Annotated in this window: 25 protein-coding genes; 13 read left to right on the top strand and 12 right to left on the bottom strand. The window is 57.5% G+C overall.

Translation table 11 applies throughout. The features are described 5' to 3' along the window. Positions 1-4: 4 nt before the first annotated feature. From WBR25_RS15820 to WBR25_RS15785, 8 genes are all read right to left on the bottom strand, one after another. Positions 5-1,042 (bottom strand): FAD:protein FMN transferase ApbE, encoded by a 1,038-nt coding sequence (locus WBR25_RS15820; RefSeq protein WP_005338666.1) that lies wholly within the window; start codon positions 1,040-1,042, stop codon positions 5-7. A 3-nt stretch (positions 1,043-1,045) separates the two neighbouring features. After that, a complete protein-coding gene (nqrF, locus tag WBR25_RS15815; RefSeq protein WP_005338656.1) occupies positions 1,046-2,269 on the bottom strand; it encodes an NADH:ubiquinone reductase (Na(+)-transporting) subunit F in 1,224 nt (407 codons plus the stop codon). Between the two features lie 32 nt (positions 2,270-2,301). After that, positions 2,302-2,898 carry an NADH:ubiquinone reductase (Na(+)-transporting) subunit E gene (gene nqrE / locus WBR25_RS15810; protein ID WP_005338645.1) on the bottom strand — a complete coding sequence of 199 codons (597 nt, stop codon included), beginning with the start codon at positions 2,896-2,898 and terminating at the stop codon, positions 2,302-2,304. Between the two features lie 3 nt (positions 2,899-2,901). After that, positions 2,902-3,534, bottom strand: a complete 633-nt coding sequence (locus tag WBR25_RS15805; RefSeq protein ID WP_005338644.1) for an NADH:ubiquinone reductase (Na(+)-transporting) subunit D — start codon at positions 3,532-3,534, stop codon at positions 2,902-2,904. Then, complete coding sequence (locus WBR25_RS15800) at positions 3,527-4,315, bottom strand: Na(+)-translocating NADH-quinone reductase subunit C (RefSeq protein ID WP_005338643.1); 789 nt, start codon at positions 4,313-4,315, stop codon at positions 3,527-3,529. The genes WBR25_RS15805 and WBR25_RS15800 overlap by 8 nt, the downstream gene beginning before the upstream one ends. Further along, a complete protein-coding gene (locus tag WBR25_RS15795; RefSeq protein WP_005338642.1) occupies positions 4,305-5,534 on the bottom strand; it encodes an NADH:ubiquinone reductase (Na(+)-transporting) subunit B in 1,230 nt (409 codons plus the stop codon). Before WBR25_RS15795 ends, WBR25_RS15800 begins: the two co-directional genes overlap by 11 nt. Positions 5,535-5,537: 3 nt before the next feature. Then, positions 5,538-6,881 carry a Na(+)-translocating NADH-quinone reductase subunit A gene (locus tag WBR25_RS15790; RefSeq protein ID WP_005349684.1) on the bottom strand — a complete coding sequence of 448 codons (1,344 nt, stop codon included), beginning with the start codon at positions 6,879-6,881 and terminating at the stop codon, positions 5,538-5,540. 434 nt (positions 6,882-7,315) lie between these two features. After that, the gene (locus WBR25_RS15785) at positions 7,316-7,630 is read right to left on the bottom strand and encodes a BolA family protein (RefSeq protein WP_479748585.1); all 315 of its coding nucleotides are present in this window, start codon (positions 7,628-7,630) and stop codon (positions 7,316-7,318) included. A gap of 204 nt (positions 7,631-7,834) precedes the next feature. On the opposite strand from WBR25_RS15785, the gene WBR25_RS15780 reads away from it, so the two are divergent. From WBR25_RS15780 to WBR25_RS15760, 5 genes are all read left to right on the top strand, one after another. Beyond that, positions 7,835-8,968, top strand: coding sequence for a methyltransferase (locus tag WBR25_RS15780; protein WP_216948125.1), 1,134 nt, complete (start codon positions 7,835-7,837; stop codon positions 8,966-8,968). Between the two features lie 17 nt (positions 8,969-8,985). After that, entirely contained in the window at positions 8,986-9,570 is a 585-nt protein-coding gene (locus WBR25_RS15775; RefSeq protein WP_005349692.1) for a YajG family lipoprotein, read from the top strand. Between the two features lie 2 nt (positions 9,571-9,572). Further along, positions 9,573-10,160: a peptidylprolyl isomerase gene (locus tag WBR25_RS15770; protein WP_042053243.1), complete on the top strand. Its 588-nt coding sequence runs from the start codon at positions 9,573-9,575 to the stop codon at positions 10,158-10,160. Between the two features lie 173 nt (positions 10,161-10,333). Continuing rightward, on the top strand, positions 10,334-11,713 hold the full coding sequence (locus WBR25_RS15765) for an AmpG family muropeptide MFS transporter (protein ID WP_041202292.1): 1,380 nt from the start codon (positions 10,334-10,336) through the stop codon (positions 11,711-11,713). A 156-nt stretch (positions 11,714-11,869) separates the two neighbouring features. Then, positions 11,870-12,712 (top strand): nucleoside-specific channel-forming Tsx family protein, encoded by an 843-nt coding sequence (locus WBR25_RS15760; RefSeq protein ID WP_069554294.1) that lies wholly within the window; start codon positions 11,870-11,872, stop codon positions 12,710-12,712. A 107-nt stretch (positions 12,713-12,819) separates the two neighbouring features. On the opposite strand, the gene WBR25_RS15755 is transcribed toward WBR25_RS15760, so the two are convergent. Beyond that, positions 12,820-13,302 (bottom strand): YajQ family cyclic di-GMP-binding protein, encoded by a 483-nt coding sequence (locus tag WBR25_RS15755; protein WP_005338634.1) that lies wholly within the window; start codon positions 13,300-13,302, stop codon positions 12,820-12,822. A gap of 200 nt (positions 13,303-13,502) precedes the next feature. On the opposite strand from WBR25_RS15755, the gene WBR25_RS15750 reads away from it, so the two are divergent. Together WBR25_RS15750 and WBR25_RS15745 are read left to right on the top strand one after the other, a co-directional pair. After that, positions 13,503-14,456 carry a ketopantoate reductase family protein gene (locus WBR25_RS15750; RefSeq protein WP_421324561.1) on the top strand — a complete coding sequence of 318 codons (954 nt, stop codon included), beginning with the start codon at positions 13,503-13,505 and terminating at the stop codon, positions 14,454-14,456. Between the two features lie 37 nt (positions 14,457-14,493). Then, entirely contained in the window at positions 14,494-15,054 is a 561-nt protein-coding gene (locus WBR25_RS15745) for a DJ-1 family glyoxalase III (RefSeq protein ID WP_019445897.1), read from the top strand. Positions 15,055-15,165: 111 nt separating this feature from the next. Here WBR25_RS15745 and WBR25_RS15740 read toward each other — a convergent pair whose 3' ends face one another. Beyond that, positions 15,166-15,372 carry a hypothetical protein gene (locus WBR25_RS15740; protein ID WP_005338629.1) on the bottom strand — a complete coding sequence of 69 codons (207 nt, stop codon included), beginning with the start codon at positions 15,370-15,372 and terminating at the stop codon, positions 15,166-15,168. Between the two features lie 131 nt (positions 15,373-15,503). Here WBR25_RS15740 and dinB point away from each other — a divergent pair, with 131 nt between their 5' ends. From dinB to rlmM, 6 genes are all read left to right on the top strand, one after another. Next, a complete protein-coding gene (gene dinB / locus WBR25_RS15735) occupies positions 15,504-16,559 on the top strand; it encodes a DNA polymerase IV (RefSeq protein WP_479749914.1) in 1,056 nt (351 codons plus the stop codon). A 66-nt stretch (positions 16,560-16,625) separates the two neighbouring features. After that, entirely contained in the window at positions 16,626-18,767 is a 2,142-nt protein-coding gene (locus WBR25_RS15730; RefSeq protein ID WP_479748582.1) for a methyl-accepting chemotaxis protein, read from the top strand. Positions 18,768-19,051: 284 nt separating this feature from the next. Beyond that, positions 19,052-19,972, top strand: coding sequence for a transcriptional regulator GcvA (locus WBR25_RS15725; protein WP_185227590.1), 921 nt, complete (start codon positions 19,052-19,054; stop codon positions 19,970-19,972). After that, positions 19,965-20,594 carry an alpha/beta family hydrolase gene (locus WBR25_RS15720; protein ID WP_479748580.1) on the top strand — a complete coding sequence of 210 codons (630 nt, stop codon included), beginning with the start codon at positions 19,965-19,967 and terminating at the stop codon, positions 20,592-20,594. The genes WBR25_RS15725 and WBR25_RS15720 overlap by 8 nt, the downstream gene beginning before the upstream one ends. 51 nt (positions 20,595-20,645) lie before the next feature. Next, positions 20,646-21,032 carry a DUF423 domain-containing protein gene (locus WBR25_RS15715; RefSeq protein WP_100654345.1) on the top strand — a complete coding sequence of 129 codons (387 nt, stop codon included), beginning with the start codon at positions 20,646-20,648 and terminating at the stop codon, positions 21,030-21,032. Further along, positions 21,025-22,119: a 23S rRNA (cytidine(2498)-2'-O)-methyltransferase RlmM gene (rlmM, locus tag WBR25_RS15710; protein ID WP_124930037.1), complete on the top strand. Its 1,095-nt coding sequence runs from the start codon at positions 21,025-21,027 to the stop codon at positions 22,117-22,119. The genes WBR25_RS15715 and rlmM overlap by 8 nt, the downstream gene beginning before the upstream one ends. Before the next feature lie 82 nt (positions 22,120-22,201). On the opposite strand, the gene WBR25_RS15705 is transcribed toward rlmM, so the two are convergent. Both WBR25_RS15705 and WBR25_RS15700 read right to left on the bottom strand, forming a co-directional pair. Then, on the bottom strand, positions 22,202-22,660 hold the full coding sequence (locus WBR25_RS15705; RefSeq protein ID WP_479748578.1) for a hypothetical protein: 459 nt from the start codon (positions 22,658-22,660) through the stop codon (positions 22,202-22,204). Positions 22,661-22,777: 117 nt separating this feature from the next. Beyond that, positions 22,778-23,785 carry an isocitrate dehydrogenase gene (locus tag WBR25_RS15700; RefSeq protein ID WP_103251874.1) on the bottom strand — a complete coding sequence of 336 codons (1,008 nt, stop codon included), beginning with the start codon at positions 23,783-23,785 and terminating at the stop codon, positions 22,778-22,780. Between the last annotated feature and the right edge of the window lie 26 nt (positions 23,786-23,811).

Raw genomic sequence — 23,811 nt, 5'->3', positions numbered from 1 at the left:
CCTCTTACTTCTTGACCAGATAGGGCTTGAAGGCATCGGAGTAAGCCTCTTCAAAGCCGTTGTCGGTCTTGGTGATCACGAAGATCGCCAGGCCGCGCTCGTTGGCATAGGCCAGGCTCTTCTCGGTCCCCATCACCATAAACACGGTGGCCAGCCCGTCTGCGGTCATGCAGGAGGGGTGGATCACGGTGACCGATACCAGACGGTGCTGGATCGGCTTGCCGCTGCGCGGATCTATGGTGTGGGAGAAGCGCTGACCATCCAGTTCATAGTAGTTGCGGTAATCGCCGGAGGTGGCCACCCCGTTGTCACCGGGCACGATCACCTCTTGCACCGTGCCGGTGCCTGCGGTGGGCTTCTCGATGGCCACGCGCCAGGGGTGACCCTTGCCGTTGACGCCATTGATCCGCAGCTCGCCGCCAATCTCCACCAGATAGTTGCGCGCACCCAGTGACTCCAGATACTCGGCTACCTTGTCCACACCAAAGCCCTTGGCGATGGCGGAGAGATCGACGTAGAGATCCGGAATGTCTTTTTGCAGGGTGTCGGCATCCACCGAGGTGATGACGTGCAGGTTGCCCAGACCGGTCTTCTGGCGAGTCTGGGTGATCAGCTCATCGGAAGGGACCTTGGTCGGCTTCTTGTCCGGGCCAAAGCCCCACAGATTGACCAAGGGGCCAACGGTGACGTCCAGCGCCCCCTGGCTCTCACGGCCAATGTGAATGGCCTCTGTGACGACCCGTGCGGTATCGCGGGAGACCACTACCGGTTTGTTGTCACGGCTCTGGTTGAAGCGCGACAGTTCGGAATCGGGGCGATAGGTCGACATCTGGTCGTTGACCCGCTCCAGCAACACATCCACCTCAGCTTGAAGCTTGGCCGGATCGCTGATGGCGCTGTCCGCCACCTTGATGGAGTAGTAAGTGCCCATGGTGCTGCCGGTGATGTGGATCTCCGGTTTGGATTGGACCGTCTCCTGACCGCACCCAGTCAAGAAAAAGGCTAGCCCGAAGGCTAGCCAGGTCTTTACAACACTGTGCATGGATTAACCACCAAAGTCATCCAACAGGATGTTTTCGTCTTCAACGCCCAAGTCTTTGAGCATGTTGATGACGGCAGCGTTCATCACCGGAGGTCCACACATGTAGAACTCGCAATCTTCCGGTGCTTCGTGGTTCTTGAGATAGTTCTCGTAGAGCACGTTGTGGATGAAGCCGGTGTAGCCGTCCCAGTTGTCTTCCGGTTGCGGATCAGACAGGGCGACGTTCCAGGTGAAGTTCTCGTTCTCGGCGGCGAGCATGTCAAAGTCTTCGACATAGAACATTTCGCGCTTGGAACGGGCACCGTACCAGAAGCTCATCTTGCGCTTGGACTTCAGGCGACGCAGCTGGTCGAAGATATGGGAACGCATCGGCGCCATACCTGCACCACCACCGATGAATACCATTTCGGCATCGGTGTCTTTGGCGAAGAACTCACCGAACGGACCGGAGATAGTCACCTTGTCGCCAGCCTTCAGGCTGAAGATGTAGGAGGACATCTGTCCCGGAGGGGCAGTCCAGTTGCTGGGCGGCGGGGTCGCGATACGCACGTTCAGCATGATGATGCCGAACTCTTCCGGATAGTTGGCCATGGAGTAGGCACGGATGATTGGCTCATCGACCTTGGACTCCAGCTCAAAAATCTTGAAGCGATCCCAGTCACCGCGATACTCCTCGGGAATATCGAAGTTCTTGTAGTGCACGTGGTGAGCCGGGGCTTCAATCTGGATATAACCACCGGCGCGGAACGGCACGCTCTCGCCATCGGGGATCTGCAGCTTGAGCTCCTTGATGAAGGTGGCCTTGTTATCGTTGGAGATAACAGTACATTCCCACTTCTTCACCCCGAAGATCTCTTCCGGCAGTTCGATATCCATGTCGGAGCGAACGGTAACCTGACAGGCCAGACGCTCGCCATGACGGGCTTCGCCCTTGCTGATGTGATCCAGTTCGGTCGGCAGAATGTCGCCGCCACCGGATTTCACCCGTACCTTGCACTGGCCGCAGGAGCCACCGCCGCCACAGGCGGAGGAGACGAAGATACCGCTGCCAGCCAGCACGCCGAGCAGCTTGCCACCGGCCGGGCTGGTCACAGCCTTGGCCGGGTCACCATTGATGCTGATTGTCACGTCGCCCGCGGTCACCAGCTTGGACTTGGCGAACAGAATGACTGCCACCAGTGCCAGCAGGATCACGGTAAACATGACCACACCCAAAATAATTTCCATCTATCGTTCCTTTCTGATTGCAGGAAAGCCGATTACAGGGAGATACCAGAGAAGGACATGAAGCCCAGCGCCATCAGACCGGCGGTGATGAAGGTGATGCCCAGACCGCGCAGGCCTTCCGGAACATCGGAATACTTCATCTTCTCGCGGATACCAGCCAGCGCAACGATCGCCAGCATCCAGCCTGCCCCTGAACCCACACCGTAGACCACAGACTCCATGAAGTTGTAGTCACGCTGCACCATGAAGGAGACGCCACCGAAGATGGCGCAGTTCACGGTGATGAGCGGCAGGAAGATACCCAGCGCGTTGTAGAGTGCCGGGAAGTACTTGTCCAGCGCCATCTCCAGGATCTGTACCAGTGCTGCAATCACACCGATGAAGGTGATGAAGCTCAGGAAGCTCAGATCCAGGCCGGATACCAGAGCGCCATCTTTAAGCACGTAGTTGTAGATCAGGTTGTTGGCAGGAACCGCGATGGTCTGCACCACAATAACGGCAATACCCAGACCCATGGAGGTCTTTACCTTCTTGGACACCGCCAGGAAGGTACACATCCCCAGGAAGAAGGAGAGTGCCAGGTTTTCGATGAAGATCGATTTAATCAACAGACTCAGATAGTGTTCCATACCTTAATCCTTCGCCTCCACCTGCTTGGGATCCTTGGTGCGCACGCCCCAAATGATCAGACCAATGATGAAGAATGCACTCGGCGGCAGCAGCAGCAGGCCGTTGGGCACATACCAGCCACCGTTGTTCACCAGTGGCAGCAGCTCGATGCCGAACCAGGTGCCGGAGCCCAGCAGTTCACGCACGGTCGCAACGCTCAGCAGAATGGCGCCATAGCCCAGACCGTTGCCGATACCATCCAAGAAGGAGGGCAGCGGGGCACTCTTCATGGCGTACGCTTCAGCGCGGCCCATTACGATACAGTTGGTGATGATCAGACCCACGAAGACCGACAGTTGCTTGGAGATGTCATAGGCGTACGCCTTGAGCACCTGGTCAACCACGATAACCAGTGAGGCGATGATCGCCATCTGTACGATAATCCGGACGCTGTTCGGGATCTGGTTGCGGATCAGGGAGATGAACAGGTTTGAGAAGGCGGTGACCGCCATGACCGCGAGGGTCATTACAAACGCAGTTTTCATCTGGCTGGTAACCGCCAGTGCAGAACAGACACCCAGCACCTGCAAGGCGATGGGGTTGTTACCCAGCACAGGCGTCAACAGCAACTTCTTCATTTCGCTCTTGTCAGCCATTGTTGATTTCTCCTGCACGAACCTTGGCCAGGAAAGGACCAAAGCCCTTGGGACCCATCCAGAAGTCGAAGGTATGCTGTACACCGTTACCGGTCAGAGTGGCACCGGAGAGACCATCGATCTCGTGCTCGGAGCCCGCCGGAGCATGGCCCTTGATGACGCGCAGCGCCGGCATGCCATTCTGGTCGAACAGTTTCTTGTCCTTGAACAGCGCCTGCCAGGCCGGGTTTTCGATCTCGCCACCCAGACCCGGGGTTTCACCGTGGTCATAGTAGGTGATGCCCTTGATGGTCTGGCCATCAGCGGCAACGGCGACGAAGGCATACATGGTCGACCACAGACCCTGACCGTAGATGGGCAGGATGATGCTGTCGATCTTGCCTTCGGCATCCTTGGCGAAGAATACCGGGATCTGCTTGGAGATCTGACGCAGGCTGGCCTTGTCGTCAGCGGCGGCAAGACGGATGCTGCGGGCCGGATCTTTGGCTGCTTGCTTGGTGTCGAAGTTGTCGGCATCGCCGTCAACAAAGTCACCGGTCGCCAGATCCACCAGACGCGCTTCGATCTTCTCGCCATACAGTTTGGCCAGGTCGCGCTTGGCCACTTCGCTCACATCCACACCGGCTACGGCGAGAATGTTGCTCTGCTTGTCCAGCGCCTTGTTTTCCTGCTGGGTAGAACGCAGGCCCACAGCGGCAACGGATACCACGATGGAACAGGCCAGACAGAGGCCGGTGACCACGCTGACGGTGCCGAGGGTTGAATCTTTATTAAACGCCACGAGCAATCCTCCGCTTGATGTTTGCCTGAGCGACGAAGTGGTCAAACAGGGGAGCAAACAGGTTCGCAAACAGAATGGCCAGCATCATGCCTTCCGGGAACGCAGGGTTGACCACGCGAACCAGCACGACCATTACGCCGATCAGGGCGCCGTACCACCACTTGCCTTTGTTGGTAAAGGCTGCGGAGACAGGGTCGGTTGCCATGAAGGCCATACCGAAGGCGAAGCCACCCAGTACCAGATGCCAGTGCCACGGCATGTTGAACATGGGGTTGGTATCGGAACCGATGACGTTGAACAGCAGGGAGGTGGCGATCATACCGATCATCACGCCGGCGATGATACGCCAGGAGGCGATGCGCATGTAGACGATCATGGCGGCACCCAGCAGGATCATCAGGGTAGAGACTTCACCGATGGAACCCGGCAGGTTACCCAGGAAAGCGTCCATCCAGCTGATAGCCTGGCCGGTTGCACCGTTGATCAGCGCCATCTGGCCGCCTTGGGCCCACTGGCTCAGGGCAGTCGCGCCGGAGAAGCCGTCAACGGCAACCCACACGGCGTCACCGGAGATCTGGCCAGGGTAGGCGAAGAACAGGAACGCACGACCAGCAAGCGCCGGGTTCAGGAAGTTCTTGCCGGTACCACCGAACACCTCTTTGGCCATCACCACACCGAAGGTGATACCCAGCGCAGCTTGCCACAGGGGCAGCTCGGGCGGCACGATCAGGGCAAACAGAATGGAGGTCACGAAGAAGCCTTCGTTGATCTCGTGTTTGCGCACCATGGCGAACAGCACTTCCCAGAAACCACCGACAAAGAAGACGGTGATGTAGATCGGGAAGAAGTGGGTGGCGCCGATCAGCATCTTGCTGCCGATACCGGCTACAGCCGGATCGAGGGAGGCGCCCAGCATGGTAGCCAGGGCATATTGCCAGCTGCTGGCACCAGCAGCCGAGCCCATGTGGGCAATGGCGGCAATCGCCTGGTTACCAACGTTGTACATGCCCCAGAACATGGCCGGGAACACGGCCAGCCACACCATGATCATCATGCGCTTCAGATCGAGCGCATCACGAACGTGGGAGGCGTTGCGGGTAACGCTACCCGGGGTGTAGAACAGGGTGTACGCCGCTTCGAACAGGGCATAGTACTTGGCGTACTTTCCACCCGGTTCGAAGTGGTGTTCCATATTTTCAAGAAGTTGCTTGAAACTCATCGCTTAACCTTCCAGTTCAATCTTGGTCAGGCACTCACGCAAGATCGGGCCGTACTCTGTCTTGCCGGGGCAGACAAAGGTACAGAGCGCCAAATCTTCCTCATCCAGCTCCAGGCAGCCCAGTGCTTGCGCACCGTCGGTATCGCCGGAGACCATGTCCCGCAGCAGCAGGGTCGGCAGGATGTCGAGTGGCATCACCCGCTCATAGTTGCCGATAGGCACCATGGAACGGTCACTACCGTTGGTAGTGGTGGTGAAGTTGATCAGCTTGCCCTTCATCAGATGAGAGAGGGTGGTACGGGTGATAGAGAACTTGTTGGCGCTGGGGTTGATCCAGCCCAGGAACTCTTTCTCGCGACCTTCACCCAGCACGCAAACCTGATTGTGGTAGCGCCCCAGGTAGTCGTGAACACCTTCGGCTTTGGCACCACTCAGGATAGAACCGGAGATGATACGGTTTTCGTCGGCACGCAGCTCATTGTTGGTGAGCTGACTGATGCAGGCGCCCAGACGGGTACGCAGCAGACGCGGCTTGAGCACGTTCGGGCCAGCCAGCGCGATCACCTTGTCAGTGAAGATCTGACCGGTGGTGAACAGCTTGCCGAATGCAATCACATCCTGATAGTTGATGTGCCACTGCACCTTGGTGCTGCTGACCGGATCCAGGAAGTGGATATGGGTACCCGGCAGACCGGCAGGGTGCGGACCAACGAAGATCTCTTCCTTGACCTGAGCCAGCGGAGAGTGGGGCAGACTGCCTTCGCCTTTACAGACGTAGACGGCGCCGTCGGTCAGGCGGGTCAATACGGCCAGACCATCGAGGAAGGCCTGCGGCTGTTCCTTGATAATCAGCTCGGCATCGGCTGCCAGCGGGTTGGTGTCCATTGCAGTTACAAAGATGGCGCGCGGGGCAGACGCTACCGCGGGGACTTTGCTGAACGGACGGGTACGCAACGCAGTCCACTGACCTGATGCGACCAGGATCTCTTGCACCTTGCTGCGCTCGAGCTTGGCCAGCTCGGCAGAGGCAAAATGCTCAAACGTCACCTGTTCATCGGAACCGTCGAGGTCGATGACCACAGACTGGAGAACACGTTTGGCACCACGGTTGATCTCTGAAACCACACCGGTGGCAGGAGCTGTGAATTTAACGCCCGGATTCTTCTTGTCTTCAAAAAGATCCTGACCTTTGATGACGCGATCACCTACTTTGACGAACATAGTAGGTCGCATCCCCACAAACTCCTCGCCCAGTGTCGCAACACGGGTGATGGCGGGGCCATCGTAGATTACTTGCTCTGGCGCACCCAGCACGGGGATGTCCAGTCCTCTTTTGATTGTAATCATACTTACTTGCACTACCGTTACGGGAGAGGTTGGTTAGCGCCGAGAAATACATCACGACGGGTGGTTGAATGAGTCGGTGTTGTGGTTGCGCCAGGTGGGCAGGCTCAACAATTATTCAACATGCAGGCTCACTCAAAAGCGCTTGAGTTTACCACTTAAGGTGCATTTTCTGCCATGCCAAATGGGCAAAATCCCCGTGCCATCACAAAATTAACCTGCAATGAATAAGCCCCTGACACCTTGTAAGTAGTGGTTTTAAAGGTTTTTTTATTTCGATACCTCGATGGGGGTATTTGCCGTTGTCTCCACTATCAGCAAAAAGCCTTGATGCCGAAATATACCCCCTTGGATGTAGCCTTTTCGGGGCCAATGGGGGAAATTTGTTTAATTTTTGTTGGCAGGTTCTCGAGGGGAATCCTATGGTACAACCGGTTTCAGGAGAGTGACGGTTTGCCAACGCAGCTCGGGGTGCGCGGGGCGTGGCCTTTTTCCTGCCACTCGCTCTCTGTGTAGGTATGCAGTGCCAGTGCATGAACGGCACCGGCCAGCTCATCGGCCAGCACCGCATTGACCTGACGATGACGGGCCAGCAGCCGCAGCCCTGCAAATTGCTCGCTGACGATCACCACCTTGAAGTGGCTTTCAGATCCCGGTTCCACACGGTGCATGTGGCTCTCGTTGATCACCTCCAGCACGGAGGGGGAGAGGGCGGCGGTCAGCTTGGCTTCAATCAGTTGTTGGATGGTCATCGGATTGGCTTCCAGAGTGAATGTCTGGCCATTCTATCGGCAGTCGCGGGATGGAATAAGCCCCCGTAAGAGGGAAATCACCCGTCAGTTGCCCCCTTGATGCGCATCGAACTGGTGAAATTCCTGCTCCTCGCTAGAATAGCGCCACTTTGCGTCGCCCCTGGCGCCTGTATACACGAATCAAGCCGAGGTTGGACTCTTCCTATGCAAACCCTTCTCGACACTCCCCATTGCCAGCTCACGCTCTACCGCTATCCGCGCCAGAGTCAGGAGACTCTGCAAGCCTGGGATGCGGCTGACGAATACCTGATCAACACCCTGGCGGAGTCTCCCCTCGAGCAGGCGGGCCCCGTCATCATCATGAATGACGGTTTTGGCGCGCTGGCCGCCTATCTGCATCCGCACTCCCCCTGCTGCGTCACCGACTCCTACATCAGTGAGCGGGCGACCCTGGCCAATCTGGCCGAAAACGGACTGGATGCAGGCGGGATCCGCTTGCAGGATGCGCTGGCGCCGCTGCCCGATGCCCCTGCGCTGGTGGTGATCAAGGTCTCCAAATATCAGGCACTGCTGGAGCAGCAACTGCTGGCATTGCGTGCGGTGGTGACACCGGCAACCCGCGTTATCGCTGCCGGCAAGGCGAAGGATATTCATACCTCCACCCTCAAGTTGTTCGAGAAGTATCTGGGGCCTACCCGTACCTCGCTGGCCTGGAAGAAGGCGCGCCTCATTCACTGCGAGCCGCAGGCAGAACGTCCCGCGCTGGCCAACCCCTTCCCGACTGTCTGGCCGCTGGAGGGGAGTGGCATGCTCATCCACAACCATGCCAACGTCTTCTCGCGCACCAGTCTCGATATTGGTGCCCGCTTTATGCTGGACAACCTGCCCATCCACAGTGCCCGCAAGGTGATCGATCTGGGCTGTGGCAACGGGGTGCTGGGTCTGTCGCTGCTCGCCAAAGACAGCGAGGTGGAGGTGACCTTTATCGATGAATCCTATATGGCGGTCGCCTCGGCACAGCTCAACGTCGAGCACAATCTGCCCGATGCACTGCCGCGCGCCCGTTTTATGGTCAATAACTGTCTCGACGGGGTGGCGGTCGGCTCGGCGGATCGGATCCTCTGCAACCCTCCTTTCCATCAGCTGCAGGCGATCACCGATCATATCGCCTGGCAGATGTTCAGCGATGCGCACCGGGTGTTGCCTCAAGGGGGTGAACTCTGGATAGTAGGCAACCGTCATCTGGACTATCACAACAAACTCAAGCGCTTGTTTGCCAACGCACAAGTCGTTGCGTCGAACAGCAAATTCGTTATTTTGAAAGCCATCAAACGCTAAAGCCAAAGGAAACCATGATGAAAAAGTCACTCTTGCTGCTGGCCGCCCTGATGCTGGGAGGGTGTGCCACTCATTGGCCGGAGACAGCGCTGCTCAATCCGCAGGTGATCCCCGCCAACCAGCAATACTACTCTGGCAATCGCATCACCATGGAAGGGGTAGACAAGCGTGAGGCTGCCTACGTCTTCTCCATCAAACATAAAGAGAAAGCACCCGTGTTGGTCAACAGCGAGCGTCCACTCAACCTGCTGATGGCCGAGCGGCTGGCCGAAGGGCTGCGCAGCCAGGGTCTGGAAGTGGGCAACAGTGGCACCACCAACCTGACGCTGGTGATCTCCAACGCCGCAGTCAATGTGGAAGAGAAGACCTTTACCTATGTCACCAAATCCCGCGTCAGCCTGCAGGTGATCGCCGATTTCCAGGGCAACCGTCTGACCAAGCAGTTCAACATGTCCTCCAGCAAGGAGAGCCCGAGCGAGCCAAGCATGGCCGACCTGGAGTCTACACTGAACCTGCAACTGGGTAGCGTGCTGCAGCAGATCATGGCGGATGATGCGCTGCGCGGTTACCTGAAAGGTCAACCGAACGGTGCAGGGGTCTGATGATGAAAAAACTCTGGTTGCTGGCCATGCTGATCGCTCCGCTGGCGTTCGCGGGCCCGAAAGTCAGAATGGAGACCAACCACGGCAATATCGTGGTGGAGTTGGCGTCCAAGCAGGCGCCCCAGACGGTGAAGAACTTCCTGCGCTACGTGGCTGATGGCAGCTATGACGGCAGTATCTTCCACCGGGTGATCCAGGATTTCGTGGTGCAGGGTGGGGGTTACAACCAGCAGTTCCAGCAGTTGCCGACTTATGAGCCTGTGGTCAACGAGTCGCGTGGCGGTCTGCCCAACAAGCGTGGCTCCATCGCCATGGCTCGCACCCAGGCGGTCGACAGCGCTACTCGCCAGTTCTACTTCAATCTGGTCGACAACAATAACCTCAACGCCGGTGGCTCTGCGGGTTATACCGTGTTCGGTCAGGTGGTTCAGGGGATGGAGGTGCTGGACAAACTGGCTCAGGTACAGACCGGTTACAGCCCCATTCTGCGCGCCAACGATGTGCCGACCAGTCCCATCATTCTGAAGAAGGTGGTCTTGCTGGCAGAAACTCCGGCAGACAAGAAAGTCGACAAGAAAGCGGGCAAGTAACTCTCGCCGGACGCGGTTCGTCACCTCGCCCTCGTCAGGCCACAATACAAGGCTCATCCCGTTCAGGATGGGCCTTTTCTCTATCCGGACTTCTTTTGCCTATCTCTTTGCTCGCCTTGGCTATCTGCCATCAACCTGCCAAAATGACGCACTTTTCCAAAGTCGTCAGGTAGTTGAACATGATCCGCAAACCAAGCTGGAGAGAGTCCCTCGCCGTCTATCTCGAATTTCGGGTGTTTATTCTCTTTGCCATGGGTTTTTCATCGGGTCTGCCGCTGCTGCTGGTGTTCGGTACCCTCTCATTCTGGTTGCGCGAGGCCGATGTCAGCCTGACCGATATCGGCTATATGAGCTGGGTGGCGCTCGCCTATGGCTTTAAATGGTTGTGGTCGCCGCTGGTAGATCGCATGCCGCTGCCGTTGCTCTCCACGCTGCTGGGGCGTCGCCGCAGCTGGATGTTCTTCTCCCAGCTGTTGATTGCCGCCGCGCTGGTCGGCATGGCGTTCTGCGATCCCAAGACCGAGCTGGCCCAGCTGGCGATGTTTGCCCTGCTGGTGGCCTTTGCCTCGGCGACTCAGGATATCGTTATCGACGCCTATCGCATCGAATCTGCTCCCGAGCGGCTACAGGCGGCGATGGCGGCCTCCTACATGACCGGCTACCGACTGGCGATGATCATGGCGGGCGCCGGTGCGCTGGCGCTGGCAGCCTGGTTTGGCAGCAATAGTGGCTATGACTATCGTGGCTGGCAGATTACCTATCTGGTGATGGCGGGTCTGATGTCACTCGGGGTCATCACCACGCTGTTTTGCCATGAGCCGGATATCGATCTGGCCGAGCAGGGTAAACAACAGGCCGAACGCAAGGCGCAGCTCCTGGAAAAAGGGTGGCCTGCTTTGCTGGCGAGTGCGGGGGCCTGGGGCTATGAGGCGGTCTGGTGTCCGTTCGCCGACTTCTTTCGTCGCTATGGTAGCTCGGCGCTGCTGATCCTGGCTCTGATCGCCTGCTATCGGGTTGCCGATGTGGTGATGGGGGTGATGTCCAACAGCTTCTATGTGGATATGCAGTTCAGCAAGACTGAGGTTGCGACCATTACCAAGGTGTTTGGCGTCATCATGACGCTGGTGGGCGCTGCGCTGGGGGGCGTGCTGGTGATGCGCTTCGGCACGCTGCGCATCCTGTTCTTGGGGGCGCTGCTCACCGCCAGCACCAACCTGTTGTTTGCCCTGCTCAATCAGGTTGGTCACAACCTGGAGCTGCTGACCCTGATCATTTCCCTCGACAACCTCAGTGCCGGTATCGCGACCGCGGCCTTCGTGACCTATCTCTCCAGCCTGACCAATGTGGCATTTTCGGCCACTCAGTACGCCCTGTTCAGCTCGGTAATGTTACTGCTACCCAAGTTGCTGGCCGGTTTTTCCGGACAGGTTGTGGAGCAGATTGGCTACAGTGCCTTCTTTGTCGGAACCAGTTTATTGGGCTTGCCCGTGTTGTTGTTGATTGTGCTTGTCGCCAGAAAAGGGAGTGAGTTGCTCTCAACGGCTGACAAATAGCAAGCGTTTGCGTAGAATCGGGGGTGATTAGATTCACACTTCCGGATAAAGTTCCCGAGAAGTTGTTTCACCCCCAATTTTATTTGATTAGAATCCCTCTCGCTCCTTGTGGGCAGGCTACGGAAAACCTCAACTAACGCACAAGAGACCAATAAAATGGCCAAATTTACCAAGACTCTGATCGCTGCCGGTCTGCTGGCTGCTGCCGCTACCCCGGCCTTCGCTGCTGACTACAGCGGTGATATCCACAAGAATGACTACAAGTGGATGCAGTTCAACGTAATGCACACCATCGACCAGCGCCCTTTCACCACCGGTGAAGAGGACTACAACGATACCTATTTTGAAATGGAATTCGGTGGTCGCTCCGGCCTGTTTGATCTGTACGGCTATGTCGACGTATTCGATATTTTCGACTCCCGCCACAGCAACAAACACCATGGTCAGAATCTGTTCATGAAGTTTGCGCCGCGCATGTCTCTGGATGCTCTGACCGGTAAAGATCTCTCCTTTGGTCCTGTGCAAGAGCTCTACATTGCCAACCTGAACAACGTCGGCGACAAGCAGATGGAAAATCAGATTGGTCTGGGCGCCGATGTGATGGTTCCTTGGTTTGGCAAGGTAGGTATGAACCTGTATGCCCGTCATTCCACTGAGAACCAGTTCTTTACTGAAGAAGAAGGCGACTGGAACGGTTATCAGTTCTCCATGAACTGGTTCAAGCCCTTCTACACCTTCGGCAATGGCAGCTTTGTCTCCTACCAAGGCTATCTGGATTATCAGTTCGGTCTGGATACCCATGACCGTGCTGACCGTACCAGCGACAACCTGGCTACCTTCCACGGTATCTACTGGCACTCCGATCGCTACGCCGTCGGTTACGGCCTGAAGTACTTTATGGACGCTTATGGCACCAAAGACGGTTCCACTGCATACGATGGTACTCCTTGGAAGAGCACTGGCTTCAGCCACTACTTCTCTGTTACCTACAAGTTCTAATCAAACTTGCGGTACAAAAAACCGGAGCATTTGCTCCGGTTTTTTTATGGCCGCAATTTAGATAGCGTGGCGCGAGTCATCAAGTGCGCCACGGCTGAGTGGATAAATCAGTCGCGGAAGTTCTGGAACTGCATCGGTTGACCCAGTTCGGCGCCACGGACCAGTGCCATGGTCTCTTGCAGATCGTCACGCTTCTTGCCGGTGACACGTACTTCATCACCCTGGATGGCGACCTGTACCTTGATCTTGGAGTCCTTGATCAGCTTGACCAGCTTCTTGGCGATCTCTTTCTCGATCCCCTGTTTGAACTTGACGGTCAGGTGGAAGCGTTTGCCGGAATGAACGGAGTCACCCACTTCCATGGAGCTGTTTTCGATGTTGCGCTTGAGCAGGGCACCGCGCAGGATTTCGACCATCTGCTTGAGCTGGAAATCGGCATCGGCTTCCAGTTTTACCTCTTCCTTGTTCAACTCGAAGCTGGCTTCTACCCCACGAAAATCGAAACGGGTGGCCAGTTCACGATTGGCGTTGTCGACTGCGTTCAACACCTCGTTCATTTTGACTTCAGAGACAATATCGAATGACGGCATAGCCAAAGCTCCTCATGTTGCGTTATCGGGGGGCAAATCTACCAGAAAACGGGCAAATTTGCTGATTTTGATGAGGTTGCTCTGCTAGAATCCCCTGCGCACAGGACGGGTGGACCCGTTAGTGTCCACCAGCGACATCTTCACTTATCCCCGGTAACAGGTTGAGAGGATTGCAACCCTTACCCTGACAGAGTCACACCATGCCAAGCGGATTAAAAAATTCCCGACAGCCCGTTATTCCACCCGTTACTCCGAAGTGGTCACTGTTGGGTTGTGGCGCCCTCGGCGGCGTTTTTGCCTCCCTGCTGACCCAGAGTGGTCAATCCACCCGTGTCTTGTTGCGCGAACATCATAAGTCCACGCTCCATCCGGGGATCGATTTCACCTCGCTGGAGGGGCATGTCCAGCTGCTCAATATCGAGCGCGGATTTGTCAGCAAACCCGGCAAGATCCAGCGTCTGCTGGTGATGACCAAGGCCAGTCAGGTGATTGCCGCACTGACACCGCTTGTGAGCAATCTGGATGCCGGCGTGCCAATCGTGCTGCTGCACAACGGGATGGGCATTGCCGAGCAGGTGGTCGAGATGTTCCCGCACAATCCGGTGATTGCCGGTGTCACCAGCCATGGCGCCATGCAGTGCGGCCATTTTGTCTTCCGTCATACTGGCAAGGGGGAAACCTGGCTTGGCCCGATCAACGATGCCGCCAAGGCCCATGCCGCGCTCGCGGACGAGCTGGCGCTGGCACTGGGTCAGGCTGGTTGGGATGAGCAGGTATTGACGCGCCAGTGGCAAAAGCTTGCCATCAACTGTGCCATCAATCCCCTGACGGCCCTCTACAAGTTGAAAAATGGCGAGCTGGCTGGCCCCCGTTTTGCCGATGCCCTGCAGCAGATCTGCGTGGAAGTGGCGGATGTGATGTGTGCCGAAGGAGTTGCGACCACGGCAGAGGAGTTGCAACGTCGGGTGATGACAGTGGTGGAACTGACCGCTGACAATTACTCCTCCATGCATCAGGATATGGAGCTGGGACGCGAGACCGAGATTGAGGCCATCACCGGCTTCCTGCTGGCCAAGGCAGCCCGGCATGGCATCGCCGTACCGGTCAATCAGGGTCTCTATCAGGCAATCAAAGAGAAGAGTCAGGCCGTCTGATCTTCTACATGGCAGAGCAAGCTGCAAGGAGGCGAACATGAGTGTACTGGTGCTGGTGGCCCCCGGGTCGGAAGAGATAGAGACGGTCGCCATTGTCGATACCCTGGTGCGCGCCAGCATCGAGGTGGTGCTGGCCTCTTGCTGCCCTGCCGGATCCCGGCAGGTAAAAGCGTCGCGCGGGGTACAGCTGGTGGCCGATTGTCATATCGACGAGCTGACCCGTCGGGACTTTGAAGCCATCGTGGTACCCGGTGGTCTGCCCGGCAGCGAAGTGATCCGCGATACCCCGCTGGCCATCGATCTGCTCAAAGAGCAGGCCGCTCTTGGCCGCTGGCGCGCTGCCATATGCGCCGCCCCTGTGGTGCTCTTGCAACATCACGCGCTGCTGGATGGTGCCATCGTCACCTGTCATCCAGGCTTTCAGTCCCGACTACCGACATCGCAGCTGTCACATGAGCGGGTCGTCAGAGATGAGGCTCATCGCCTGATCACCAGCCAGGGGCCGGGCAGCGCCATCGAGTTTGCGCTGGAACTGGTGCGGGTGCTGCGCGGGGATGATGTGGCTACCGCCGTGGCTGGCCCTATGGTGCTGCCTTGAGCGCACTCTGCTGCAGAATCAAGCTGGCCATGCTTTGAAAAACGGGCTCCGGTCATATTGATCGGGGCCCGTTTGTTATCTGCTGTTGTCGGTCACGCCATCTTGTCCGGCTCAGTAGTCGTACTGTGAGCACTGTTTTTTGTTGTACTCAGTTTTCCAGCGTGCCAATTCTTGCTCTGTGCCGAGCTTGTCCCCTTTCTTGATGGCCTGTTCCAGTATCTCAATCCGGTCGTACAGCCAGCGGCACTCTGCCGTCGGGTTGTTCTTGCCGATGCCGGTCAACGGCAGCAAACAGAGTCCCAGCCAAAGATATTTCATCCCGAACGCTCCTTGTCATCGTGGTAGTAAAGGTCTCCTTGGAGTCTACTATTTTAGCCGCAACGAGAGAGATAGAGCTGCGGTTATCCTTGGGGTAAGATGATGCCATGTCTGTTTATTTATACAGTGGTATGCGCAAGGTCATCCATATCGACATGGACTGTTTTTTTGCCGCGGTGGAGATGCGGGACAATCCGGCCTTGCGGGAGGTGCCGCTCGCCATCGGTGGGGCCTCCGAGCGGCGTGGTGTCATCTCGACCTGCAACTATGTGGCGCGCCGGTTCGGGGTGCGCTCCGCCATGCCGAGCGCGTTGGCGAAAAAACTCTGCCCGCCGCTGGTACTGATCCCTGGGCGAATGGCGGTGTACAAGGATATCTCCCGTCAGCTCAGGGCCATTTTCCTCCGCTATACCGATCAGGTTGAACCGCTGTCGCTGGACGAGGCTTACCTCGATGTGACCCACAGTCGTTGCTGTGGCGGTAGCGCCACCCTGATGGCGCAAGAGATCCGGCAAGCCATCGTCACCGAACTGGGATTGACCGCCTCGGCCGGAGTGGCCCCCAACAAGTTTCTCGCCAAGCTCGCCTCGGAGCAGCGCAAGCCTGATGGTCTGTTTGTCATTCGTCCCGATGAAGTGGCCGAATTTGTCTGTCAGCTGCCACTCGGCAAACTGCCCGGGGTGGGGCGCAAGACCGCCGAGCGGCTGGAGGCGCAGGGGCTCTACACCTGTGAGGATGCGCGGGCCTTGTCGGCACAAGAGCTGTGCAGCCGTTTTGGCAAGCTGGGGGAGATGCTGACGACCCGGATCTGGGGACTGGATGAACAGCCGGTGCAGGCGCACCGGATCCGCAAAACCATCGGGGTGGAGACCACCCTTGCGAGCGATCTCTGTGACGAAGCCGCCTGCCTGACGGTATTGCAGCAACTGCTGCCGGAGTTGGAGCGGCGATTTCAGCTGGCGTGTCCTGCCGAGCAGGTGATGGGGCAGGGGATTAAACTCAAGTTTGCCGACTTCCACCAGACCACCGTCTATCGCAGTCAGGGTGGCTATCAGCCAGCCTTGTTCGTTCCCCTGCTCAAAGAGGGATTACAGCGGGCGCAAGGGCGTTCGGTTCGCCTGCTGGGCTTGGTGGTGGGTTTGCCAAAAGAGGGTGAAGTTAATCAACTCTCGCTGGATTTGCTGTGAGAGAGTTAAGTTTTTGTTTATAAAGTCGATAATCTATCCATATCTGTATGACGTAGGAATATTGGCATGAGCGCTCTTTCTGTCCAGGGTCGGATTACCCTGATCGCCGGTTGCTGTCTGTTGGTGACAGCCGCCGCTCTGGTTGCCTCTTCGATTTACAACGCGAACAAGATGCAACAGCAGGTGCGGCAAGCCACCATGCACGAGGCGCAGCAGTCTGCCGAAAACTGGATGAAGGCGATGGGCTCGGAGCAGGCGGCCAAGGTGACCAGCTATCTCGATGAGGCCTATTTCCGCGCCAGTTTGCTGGCGGAGAGCGTGTTGTTTCAGCGCAAGAATGCGGCTGAGAACTTTGTCCATTCGGAGGCGCTGCGCAGCGCCGTCAATCAGCAACTGCACGATGCCGTTGCCTCATCGACCAATCTGCTTGGTGTCTATGCGGTGTTCGAGCCTGATCAGCTGGATGGGGAAGACAGCAACTATCAGGGCTCAACGGCGCTGGGTTCCAACGACAAGGGGCGTTTTTCCAGTTACTGGGCATACGACAACGGCAAGATAGAGCCGGAAGTGCAGAATGAGGATGTACTGGCCGATGAGAGCCCGACCGAGGCTGGTGGCATCGAAAACGAGTGGTATCGCTGCAGTATTCGCACCCGTTCCCTCTGCCTGCTGGAGCCCTATCTGGACGATGTGGGCGATAAACAGATATTGATGACCTCGGTGACGGTCCCGCTGCTGGAGCATGAGACCTTGCTGGGGATGGTCGGGGTTGATATCTCGCTGGCCACTTTGCAGAGTCTGGTCAGTACCATGGACAAGGAGCTCTATGACGGCAAGGGCAGAATCTTGCTGGTCAGTCACGAGGGGCGTGTGGCGGGAGCCGATGAGTTCGATGTGACCATGGGGCGCGGGCTGGATCAGAAGTATCAGGGGCTGGCCAGCGAGCTGAAAGGCTGGCTCAGTCAGGGGCAGGAGCTGACTCGCTGGAGTAGCGATGGCACCTTGTTGCAGACCTTTGTCCCGGTATCCATGCGTGGCACCGACCGTAAATGGGGCATCTACATTGAATTGCCACGGGCCGTAGTACTGGCCTCGGCCCAGCAACTGCAAGATGAGCTGGCCAGTGAGGCCAATCGCAGCGTGGTCTCGCAGCTGTCGATCGGAGTGCTGATCTCGCTGGTGGCCCTGAGTTTTATCTGGTTGATGGCGCGCCAGATTGTGGCACCCATCCGCGCCGTAGTTGCCCGTCTCAAGGATATCGCCAGTGGTGAGGGGGATTTGACCCAGCGTATCGAGATCCAGCGGCAAGACGAGATCGGCGAGCTGGCCAAGTGGTTCAACAGCTTCCTCAACAAGTTGCAATCCACCATCAGTCAGGTGATTGATACCGTCTCCGGTACACGTAACAGTGCCGAGCGAGCCGCGCAGGTGGCCGAGCGCACCAGCAGCGGCATGCAGGCCCAGTATCAGGAGATCGATCTGGTGGCGACGGCATTTGAAGAGCTGAGCGCCACGGCGTTGCAGGTCTCCGGTAATGCCGGCTCGGCGGTGGCAGCCGCCAACACCACTGATGCCGCGGCGCAAGAGGGCAAATATGTCGTTGCCGACACCCAGGAGGCGATGCGCAAGCTGATGACCATCATCAACGATGCCCAGCCGGTGGTGGAGCGACTCTCCGCCAACAGCGACAACATCAACGATATTCTCACCGTGATTCAGGGAATTGCCGAGCAGACCAACTTACTGGCGCTGAATGCGGCTATTGAAGCGGCGCGGGCCGGTGAGCAGGGCCGTGGCTTTGCAGTGGTGGCCGATGAGGTGCGCAATCTGGCCGGTCGCACCCAGAATGCCATCGTCGAGATACAGACCCTGATCAGCCAACTGCAATCCGGTACCGGCGCCGTGGTCAAGGCGATCCGCGATGGTCATGGTCAGGCTGACGAGACCCTCGCCAAGGTGGATCTCTCGGTGCAGGTGCTGGAGCAGATTATCCAGTCGGTCTCCACCATCCATCAGATGAACGAGCAGATTGCCCGGGCGGCACAGGAGCAGAGCCGGGTGGCGGACGAGATCAACCGCAACGTCAGCAACATTCGCGATGTGAGCCACACCATTCGGGCCGAGGCGGCGACCTCCGCCGAAAATGGTCGCGAGCTCTCTGCGCTGGCGGACAAGCAGCAGCAGCTGGTGGGGCAGTTCAAGGTATAGAAGGGATGAAAAAAGGCGCCATCCAGCTGGAGGCGCCAAACACATTCAGATGACAGACTGGGTCAAACCGGTGAGATTTGAGCCCCTCTTCCCGCAGAGGAAGAAACACAACACCACAATCGCAGTCGAAAGACTCACTAAAAACACATGTAAACCAACACGTAGTAGAAAATGTGAGCCATATGACGACTGATTGCTGGGCGAATTATGTTTATTCACTGGTCGACCCGCAACCGACAAATTATAATGCGCCCCATTAGAAAAACTCATCGTCGGCTGGTGTCATGTCTCGTCGTTTACCCCCGCTCAATGCCCTCAAGGCGTTTGAAGCTGCGGCTCGTCACTTAAGCTTTACCCGCGCAGCAGAAGAGTTGTTTGTGACTCAGGCTGCCATCAGTCACCAGATCAAGGCGCTGGAGGAGTATCTTGGCATCAAGCTGTTCCGCCGCAAAAACCGCTCCTTGTTGCTGACCGAAGAGGGACAGGGCTATTTCCTGGATATCAAGGACATCTTTGCCTCCATCTCAGAGGCGACCGACAAGCTGCTGGCCCGCAGTGCCAAGGGGGCGTTGACTGTCAGTTTGCAGCCGAGTTTTGCCATCCAGTGGCTGGTGCCGCGGCTGGTCAAGTTCAGCGAGCGTCACCCCGATATCGATGTGCGGATCAAGGCGGTCGATCTCGATGAAGGGTCGCTCACCGATGATGTGGATGTGGCCATCTACTACGGGCGCGGCAACTGGCCTGGTCTGCGTAGTGACAAGCTGCATACCGAATACCTGATCCCCGTCTGTTCCCCCTTGCTGCTGACGGGATCCAAGCCACTGCGTACACCGCAAGATTTGACTCTTCATACCCTGCTGCACGATACCTCTCGCCGCGACTGGAAGGCCTGGTTCCGCCAGCTCGATATCGATGCCCCCAACGTCAATCAGGGGCCCATCTTCAGTCACTCCACCATGGTGATCCAGGCTGCGATCCACGGCCAGGGGGTGGCGCTTGGCCACAGCGTGCTGGCACAACCCGAGATTGAGGCCGGCCGCCTTATCTGCCCGTTCGAGCAGGTGCTGGTGAGCAAAAATGCTTTCTATCTGGTGTGCCAGGAGCAACAGTCGGATCAGGGCAAGATCGTTGCCTTCCGCGACTGGATGCTGGAGCTGGTGGAGCAGGAAGAGGCTCGTCGCAGGGCAAGGCTCGCCGATGCCTGATGTGATCCGCGAGGGGGCAATTGATGCCCCCGTTCGCATTTTGCTGGCCCACGGGGCAGGTGCAGGGATGGATCACCCCTTTCTTGTCGAGTTGTCACGCCTGCTGGCTGGGCCGGATATCGAAGTGGTGCGCTTCAACTTTCCCTACATGACCAGGCGAGCACAGGATGGCAAGCGCCGTCCGCCGGACAGAGCACATGTGCTGCTCGCCCATTGGCGCGACATGATCCGCGAGTTTGCCCATCCACGGCTGTTTCTGGCGGGCAAGTCGATGGGCGGGCGGATGGCGGCGGAACTGTATAGCGAAGGCGAGGGTGAGATGAATGCTGCAGGATTGCTCATTCTCGGGTATCCTTTCCACCCTCCGGCCAAGCCCGACAGCTGGCGAGGCGAGGTACTCAAACATATTGCAGTGCCAACCCTGCTGTTGCAGGGTGAGCGCGACACCTTCGGTAGTCGCGCCGAACTGGCCGATTTCCCCTTCTCACCCGCCGTATCGGTCCATTGGTTGACCGATGGTGATCATGGTTTCAAACCGCGTAAAGCCAGTGGCGTGAGTGAGCAGGAGAATATGCAGCATGCAGCGGCGGCCATCAGCCATTTTGTGGCCCGGCATGGATAGCACGAGAGGGTTGGCTTTATTGCCAGCCTCGATGAGAGAGGGAGAGTGAGGATGCAGATCCATCGACATTGGCTGATACTGGCCGGTCTCTTCGGGTTGACGGCCACCATGCTGGGGGCTTATGGCGCCCATGGATTGGCGGCGACCGGCATTACGCCCGAGCGTCTGGCGGCATTCAATACCGCCGTGCAATATCAGTTTTTTCACGCATTGGCCCTGCTGGTTCTGGGCTGGTGTGGTGTGCGCAGCAGGGTGATCCACCTGGCTGGCACCGCTTTTGTGCTGGGGATCATCGGATTCTCCGGCAGTATTTACGCCATGGTGCTGCTTGGCAGCAAGGGGTTGGGGTTGATTACCCCGGCCGGTGGCCTCTGTTTTATGTTGGGATGGACGGCCCTGATCTGGGCCGGCTGTCGTCTTGGAGGAAAAAATGAATAATCTGCTGCTTTATTGCCGCCCCGGTTTTGAGAAAGAGGCGGCTGCAGAGATCACCGAGCGTGCCGGTAACATGCAGTGCTACGGTTTCGCCCGGGTCAAGGACGACAGCGGTTATGTGATCTTCGAACTGTATGACGAGGAGCAGGCGGACCTGCTGGCTCGCAAGTTGCCATTCCGGGAGCTCATCTTCATCCGCCAGATGCTGGTGGTCACCCATGAGCTGAAGGAGCTGGATATCGCGGACAGGATCTCCCCGATCCTTGAGGCGGTGAGTGACTACACCATTTGCGGTGATCTGCGGGTCGAAACCGCGGACACCAACGAAGCGAAAGAGCTGTCGGCCTTCTGCCGCAAGTTCACCGTGCCGCTGCGTCAGGCGCTGCGCAGCAACGAGATCCTGACCAAGAAGGAGACGCCGAACCGTCCGGTGTTCCACGCCTTCTTCATGGCCAATGATCATGTCTTGCTGGGTTACTCCTACTCGTTCAACAACTCCGGATTCCACATGGGGATCCCGCGCCTGCGCTTCCCGGCCGATGCACCGAGCCGCTCCAGCCTCAAGCTGGAGGAGGCGTTTTACGTGTTCGTGCCGCGGGAAGAGTGGGATGTGCGTCTCTGCTCAGGCATGAAGGCGGTGGATCTGGGCGCCTGCCCGGGTGGCTGGACCTATCAGCTGGTGCGTCGTGGCATGATGGTGACGGCGGTCGACAACGGCATGATGGCCCAATCCCTGATGGATACCGGTCAGGTCAAGCATATCCGGGATGACGGTTTCGTCTGGCGTCCGAGCAAGAAGAACACCTACTGGCTGGTGTGCGACATGGTCGATAAACCGGCGCGGGTCGTTCACATGATTGCAGACTGGTTCCGTGAGGGCGACTGCCAGGAGGCGATGTTCAACCTCAAGCTGCCGATGAAGAAGCGTTATGCTGAATCGGTACACAATATCGAAGTGCTGCGCGAGATGCTCAAGGAGATCGACAACGCGTTCGTGATCCAGGCCAAGCAGCTCTATCACGATCGAGAAGAGATCACCGTGCATGTTTACAACAAGTACTGGGTCTCCAAACTCGAGCCCAAGGCGTGATGTAGCAGTTCTGCCCGTACGATAAATACCAGAGTCGACAGGGAAACCTGTCGGCCTTTTGCTATTCGGCTGCCGGAAAATATCAGAAACGGTAATCGAGGCGCAGGGAGGATTCGTCGTCGGTCACCTTGATCTCTATCTGCAGCGGGATGGTTTTGTCGACAGGATTGAATTGCATCTTTATCCCGTCTCCTCTCAGCCTGAGGGCGGTGTTCATTCCGCCCGCCTTGAACTTGACCTTGGGTCTGAAGCGTTCAACCGACAGACTGACGCTCTTTTCCGGGGTCAGATTGAGCTGCGGGTAGGAGGTGATCTTTTGATTACCAAAGTTGTCGGTGGAGACTTCAATACCAAACGACAGGGGTTTGGGTGCCTTGAGCAGGTCGTTGGTATCCAGGCTTGAACGCCATACCTCGGTGGCAGTCCGTTTTTCCTGCTGCGGCAGTTTGGCGGTTTGGGTCTGTTGATCCTGCTCGAAAGCACTGGCAGTGCCACACACCAGCAGCAGACCCGAAACCAGATAGCACCCGCATCCCTTCATGAAAAACACTCCCTGTTCTTCTTCTCTATTGAACATAGTTGCTGTTTGGAGAGTGGCAAAGGATTCGGAAATATAAAAAAGGGAGCCGAAGCTCCCTTTTAAAATCAATGAATTAACTCACAGGCGATCGATGATGGCCTGGGTGAATTCGCTGGTGGAAGCCGTTCCACCCAGATCGCGAGTGACCCGATCACCGGATTCGATGGTGGCTCGTACTGCTTCGCGTATCCGCTCTGCTTTATCCTGCATGCCGAGGTACTCCAGCATCTGGATGGAGGCGAGGATCACCGAGGTCGGGTTGGCAATGTTCTTGCCTGCAATGTCGGGGGCAGAGCCGTGGACCGCTTCGAAGATGGCCGCGCCATCGCCGATGTTGGCGCCGGGCGCCATGCCAAGGCCGCCGACCAGACCGGCGCAGAGGTCCGAGAGGATATCGCCGAACAGGTTGGTGGTGACCATGACATCGAAACGCTCCGGGTACATCACCAGATTCATGCAGGCGGCATCGACGATCATCTCTTCGCTCTGGATATCCGGGTAGTGGCTGGCGATTTCACGTGCCACTTCGAGGAACAGGCCGGAGGTCGACTTAAGGATGTTCGCCTTGTGGATGATGGTGACCTTCTTGCGCCCTTCCTGACGGGCCAGCTCGAAGGCGAACTTGACGATGCGTTCGGCCCCTTCTCGGGTGATGATGCTCATCGCCTCAGCACTCTTGTTGTCATCGCTGCGCTTCTGACCTGCACCCGAGTACATCCCTTCGGTGTTTTCACGCACCGTGATGATGTCGATGTTGTCGTAACGGCTTCTGGTGCCCTTGAAGGAGATGACCGGTCGCACGTTGGCGTAGAGGTTGAACTTCTTGCGCAGGGAGACGTTGATGGAGGTAAAACCGCCGCCGACCGGCGTGGTCAATGGCCCTTTCAGGCTCACCTTGTTCTTCTCAATCAGCTCCAGTGTAGCCTGGGGCAGCAGCTCGCCATGCTTCTCGAGGGCAACCAGACCCGCATCAGCGTATTCGTACTCAAAGTCACAGCCCGCATGGGTCAGGATCTGGATGGCTGATTCTATGATGCTGGGGCCGATGCCGTCGCCGGGGATCACGGTAATTTTTCTTTTGGACATGAGAGGGTTCCACTTCCAGGGTATAG

This window comes from Aeromonas sp. MTB (genome assembly GCF_056632455.1).
The sequence above is the reverse complement of the archived record's forward strand: the minus strand, read 5'-3'. Positions and strand labels throughout refer to the sequence as shown.

What these genes read in the sequence shown, in the direction of transcription:
- WBR25_RS15785 (WP_479748585.1), bottom strand. Translation starts at nt 7,630, where the DNA reads ATGACCATCCAACAACTGATTGAAGCCAAGCTGACCGCCGCCCTCTCC.
- WBR25_RS15805 (WP_005338644.1), bottom strand. Translation starts at nt 3,534, where the DNA reads ATGGCTGACAAGAGCGAAATGAAGAAGTTGCTGTTGACGCCTGTGCTG.
- WBR25_RS15740 (WP_005338629.1), bottom strand. Translation starts at nt 15,372, where the DNA reads ATGAAATATCTTTGGCTGGGACTCTGTTTGCTGCCGTTGACCGGCATC.
- nqrE (WP_005338645.1), bottom strand. Translation starts at nt 2,898, where the DNA reads ATGGAACACTATCTGAGTCTGTTGATTAAATCGATCTTCATCGAAAAC.
- dinB (WP_479749914.1), top strand. Translation starts at nt 15,504, where the DNA reads ATGCGCAAGGTCATCCATATCGACATGGACTGTTTTTTTGCCGCGGTG.
- WBR25_RS15775 (WP_005349692.1), top strand. Translation starts at nt 8,986, where the DNA reads ATGAAAAAGTCACTCTTGCTGCTGGCCGCCCTGATGCTGGGAGGGTGT.
- WBR25_RS15705 (WP_479748578.1), bottom strand. Translation starts at nt 22,660, where the DNA reads ATGAAGGGATGCGGGTGCTATCTGGTTTCGGGTCTGCTGCTGGTGTGT.
- WBR25_RS15760 (WP_069554294.1), top strand. Translation starts at nt 11,870, where the DNA reads ATGGCCAAATTTACCAAGACTCTGATCGCTGCCGGTCTGCTGGCTGCT.
- WBR25_RS15755 (WP_005338634.1), bottom strand. Translation starts at nt 13,302, where the DNA reads ATGCCGTCATTCGATATTGTCTCTGAAGTCAAAATGAACGAGGTGTTG.
- WBR25_RS15720 (WP_479748580.1), top strand. Translation starts at nt 19,965, where the DNA reads ATGCCTGATGTGATCCGCGAGGGGGCAATTGATGCCCCCGTTCGCATT.
- WBR25_RS15770 (WP_042053243.1), top strand. Translation starts at nt 9,573, where the DNA reads ATGAAAAAACTCTGGTTGCTGGCCATGCTGATCGCTCCGCTGGCGTTC.
- WBR25_RS15780 (WP_216948125.1), top strand. Translation starts at nt 7,835, where the DNA reads ATGCAAACCCTTCTCGACACTCCCCATTGCCAGCTCACGCTCTACCGC.
- WBR25_RS15790 (WP_005349684.1), bottom strand. Translation starts at nt 6,881, where the DNA reads ATGATTACAATCAAAAGAGGACTGGACATCCCCGTGCTGGGTGCGCCA.
- WBR25_RS15700 (WP_103251874.1), bottom strand. Translation starts at nt 23,785, where the DNA reads ATGTCCAAAAGAAAAATTACCGTGATCCCCGGCGACGGCATCGGCCCC.
- WBR25_RS15725 (WP_185227590.1), top strand. Translation starts at nt 19,052, where the DNA reads ATGTCTCGTCGTTTACCCCCGCTCAATGCCCTCAAGGCGTTTGAAGCT.
- nqrF (WP_005338656.1), bottom strand. Translation starts at nt 2,269, where the DNA reads ATGGAAATTATTTTGGGTGTGGTCATGTTTACCGTGATCCTGCTGGCA.
- WBR25_RS15745 (WP_019445897.1), top strand. Translation starts at nt 14,494, where the DNA reads ATGAGTGTACTGGTGCTGGTGGCCCCCGGGTCGGAAGAGATAGAGACG.
- WBR25_RS15730 (WP_479748582.1), top strand. Translation starts at nt 16,626, where the DNA reads ATGAGCGCTCTTTCTGTCCAGGGTCGGATTACCCTGATCGCCGGTTGC.
- WBR25_RS15820 (WP_005338666.1), bottom strand. Translation starts at nt 1,042, where the DNA reads ATGCACAGTGTTGTAAAGACCTGGCTAGCCTTCGGGCTAGCCTTTTTC.
- WBR25_RS15795 (WP_005338642.1), bottom strand. Translation starts at nt 5,534, where the DNA reads ATGAGTTTCAAGCAACTTCTTGAAAATATGGAACACCACTTCGAACCG.
- WBR25_RS15715 (WP_100654345.1), top strand. Translation starts at nt 20,646, where the DNA reads ATGCAGATCCATCGACATTGGCTGATACTGGCCGGTCTCTTCGGGTTG.
- rlmM (WP_124930037.1), top strand. Translation starts at nt 21,025, where the DNA reads ATGAATAATCTGCTGCTTTATTGCCGCCCCGGTTTTGAGAAAGAGGCG.
- WBR25_RS15750 (WP_421324561.1), top strand. Translation starts at nt 13,503, where the DNA reads ATGCCAAGCGGATTAAAAAATTCCCGACAGCCCGTTATTCCACCCGTT.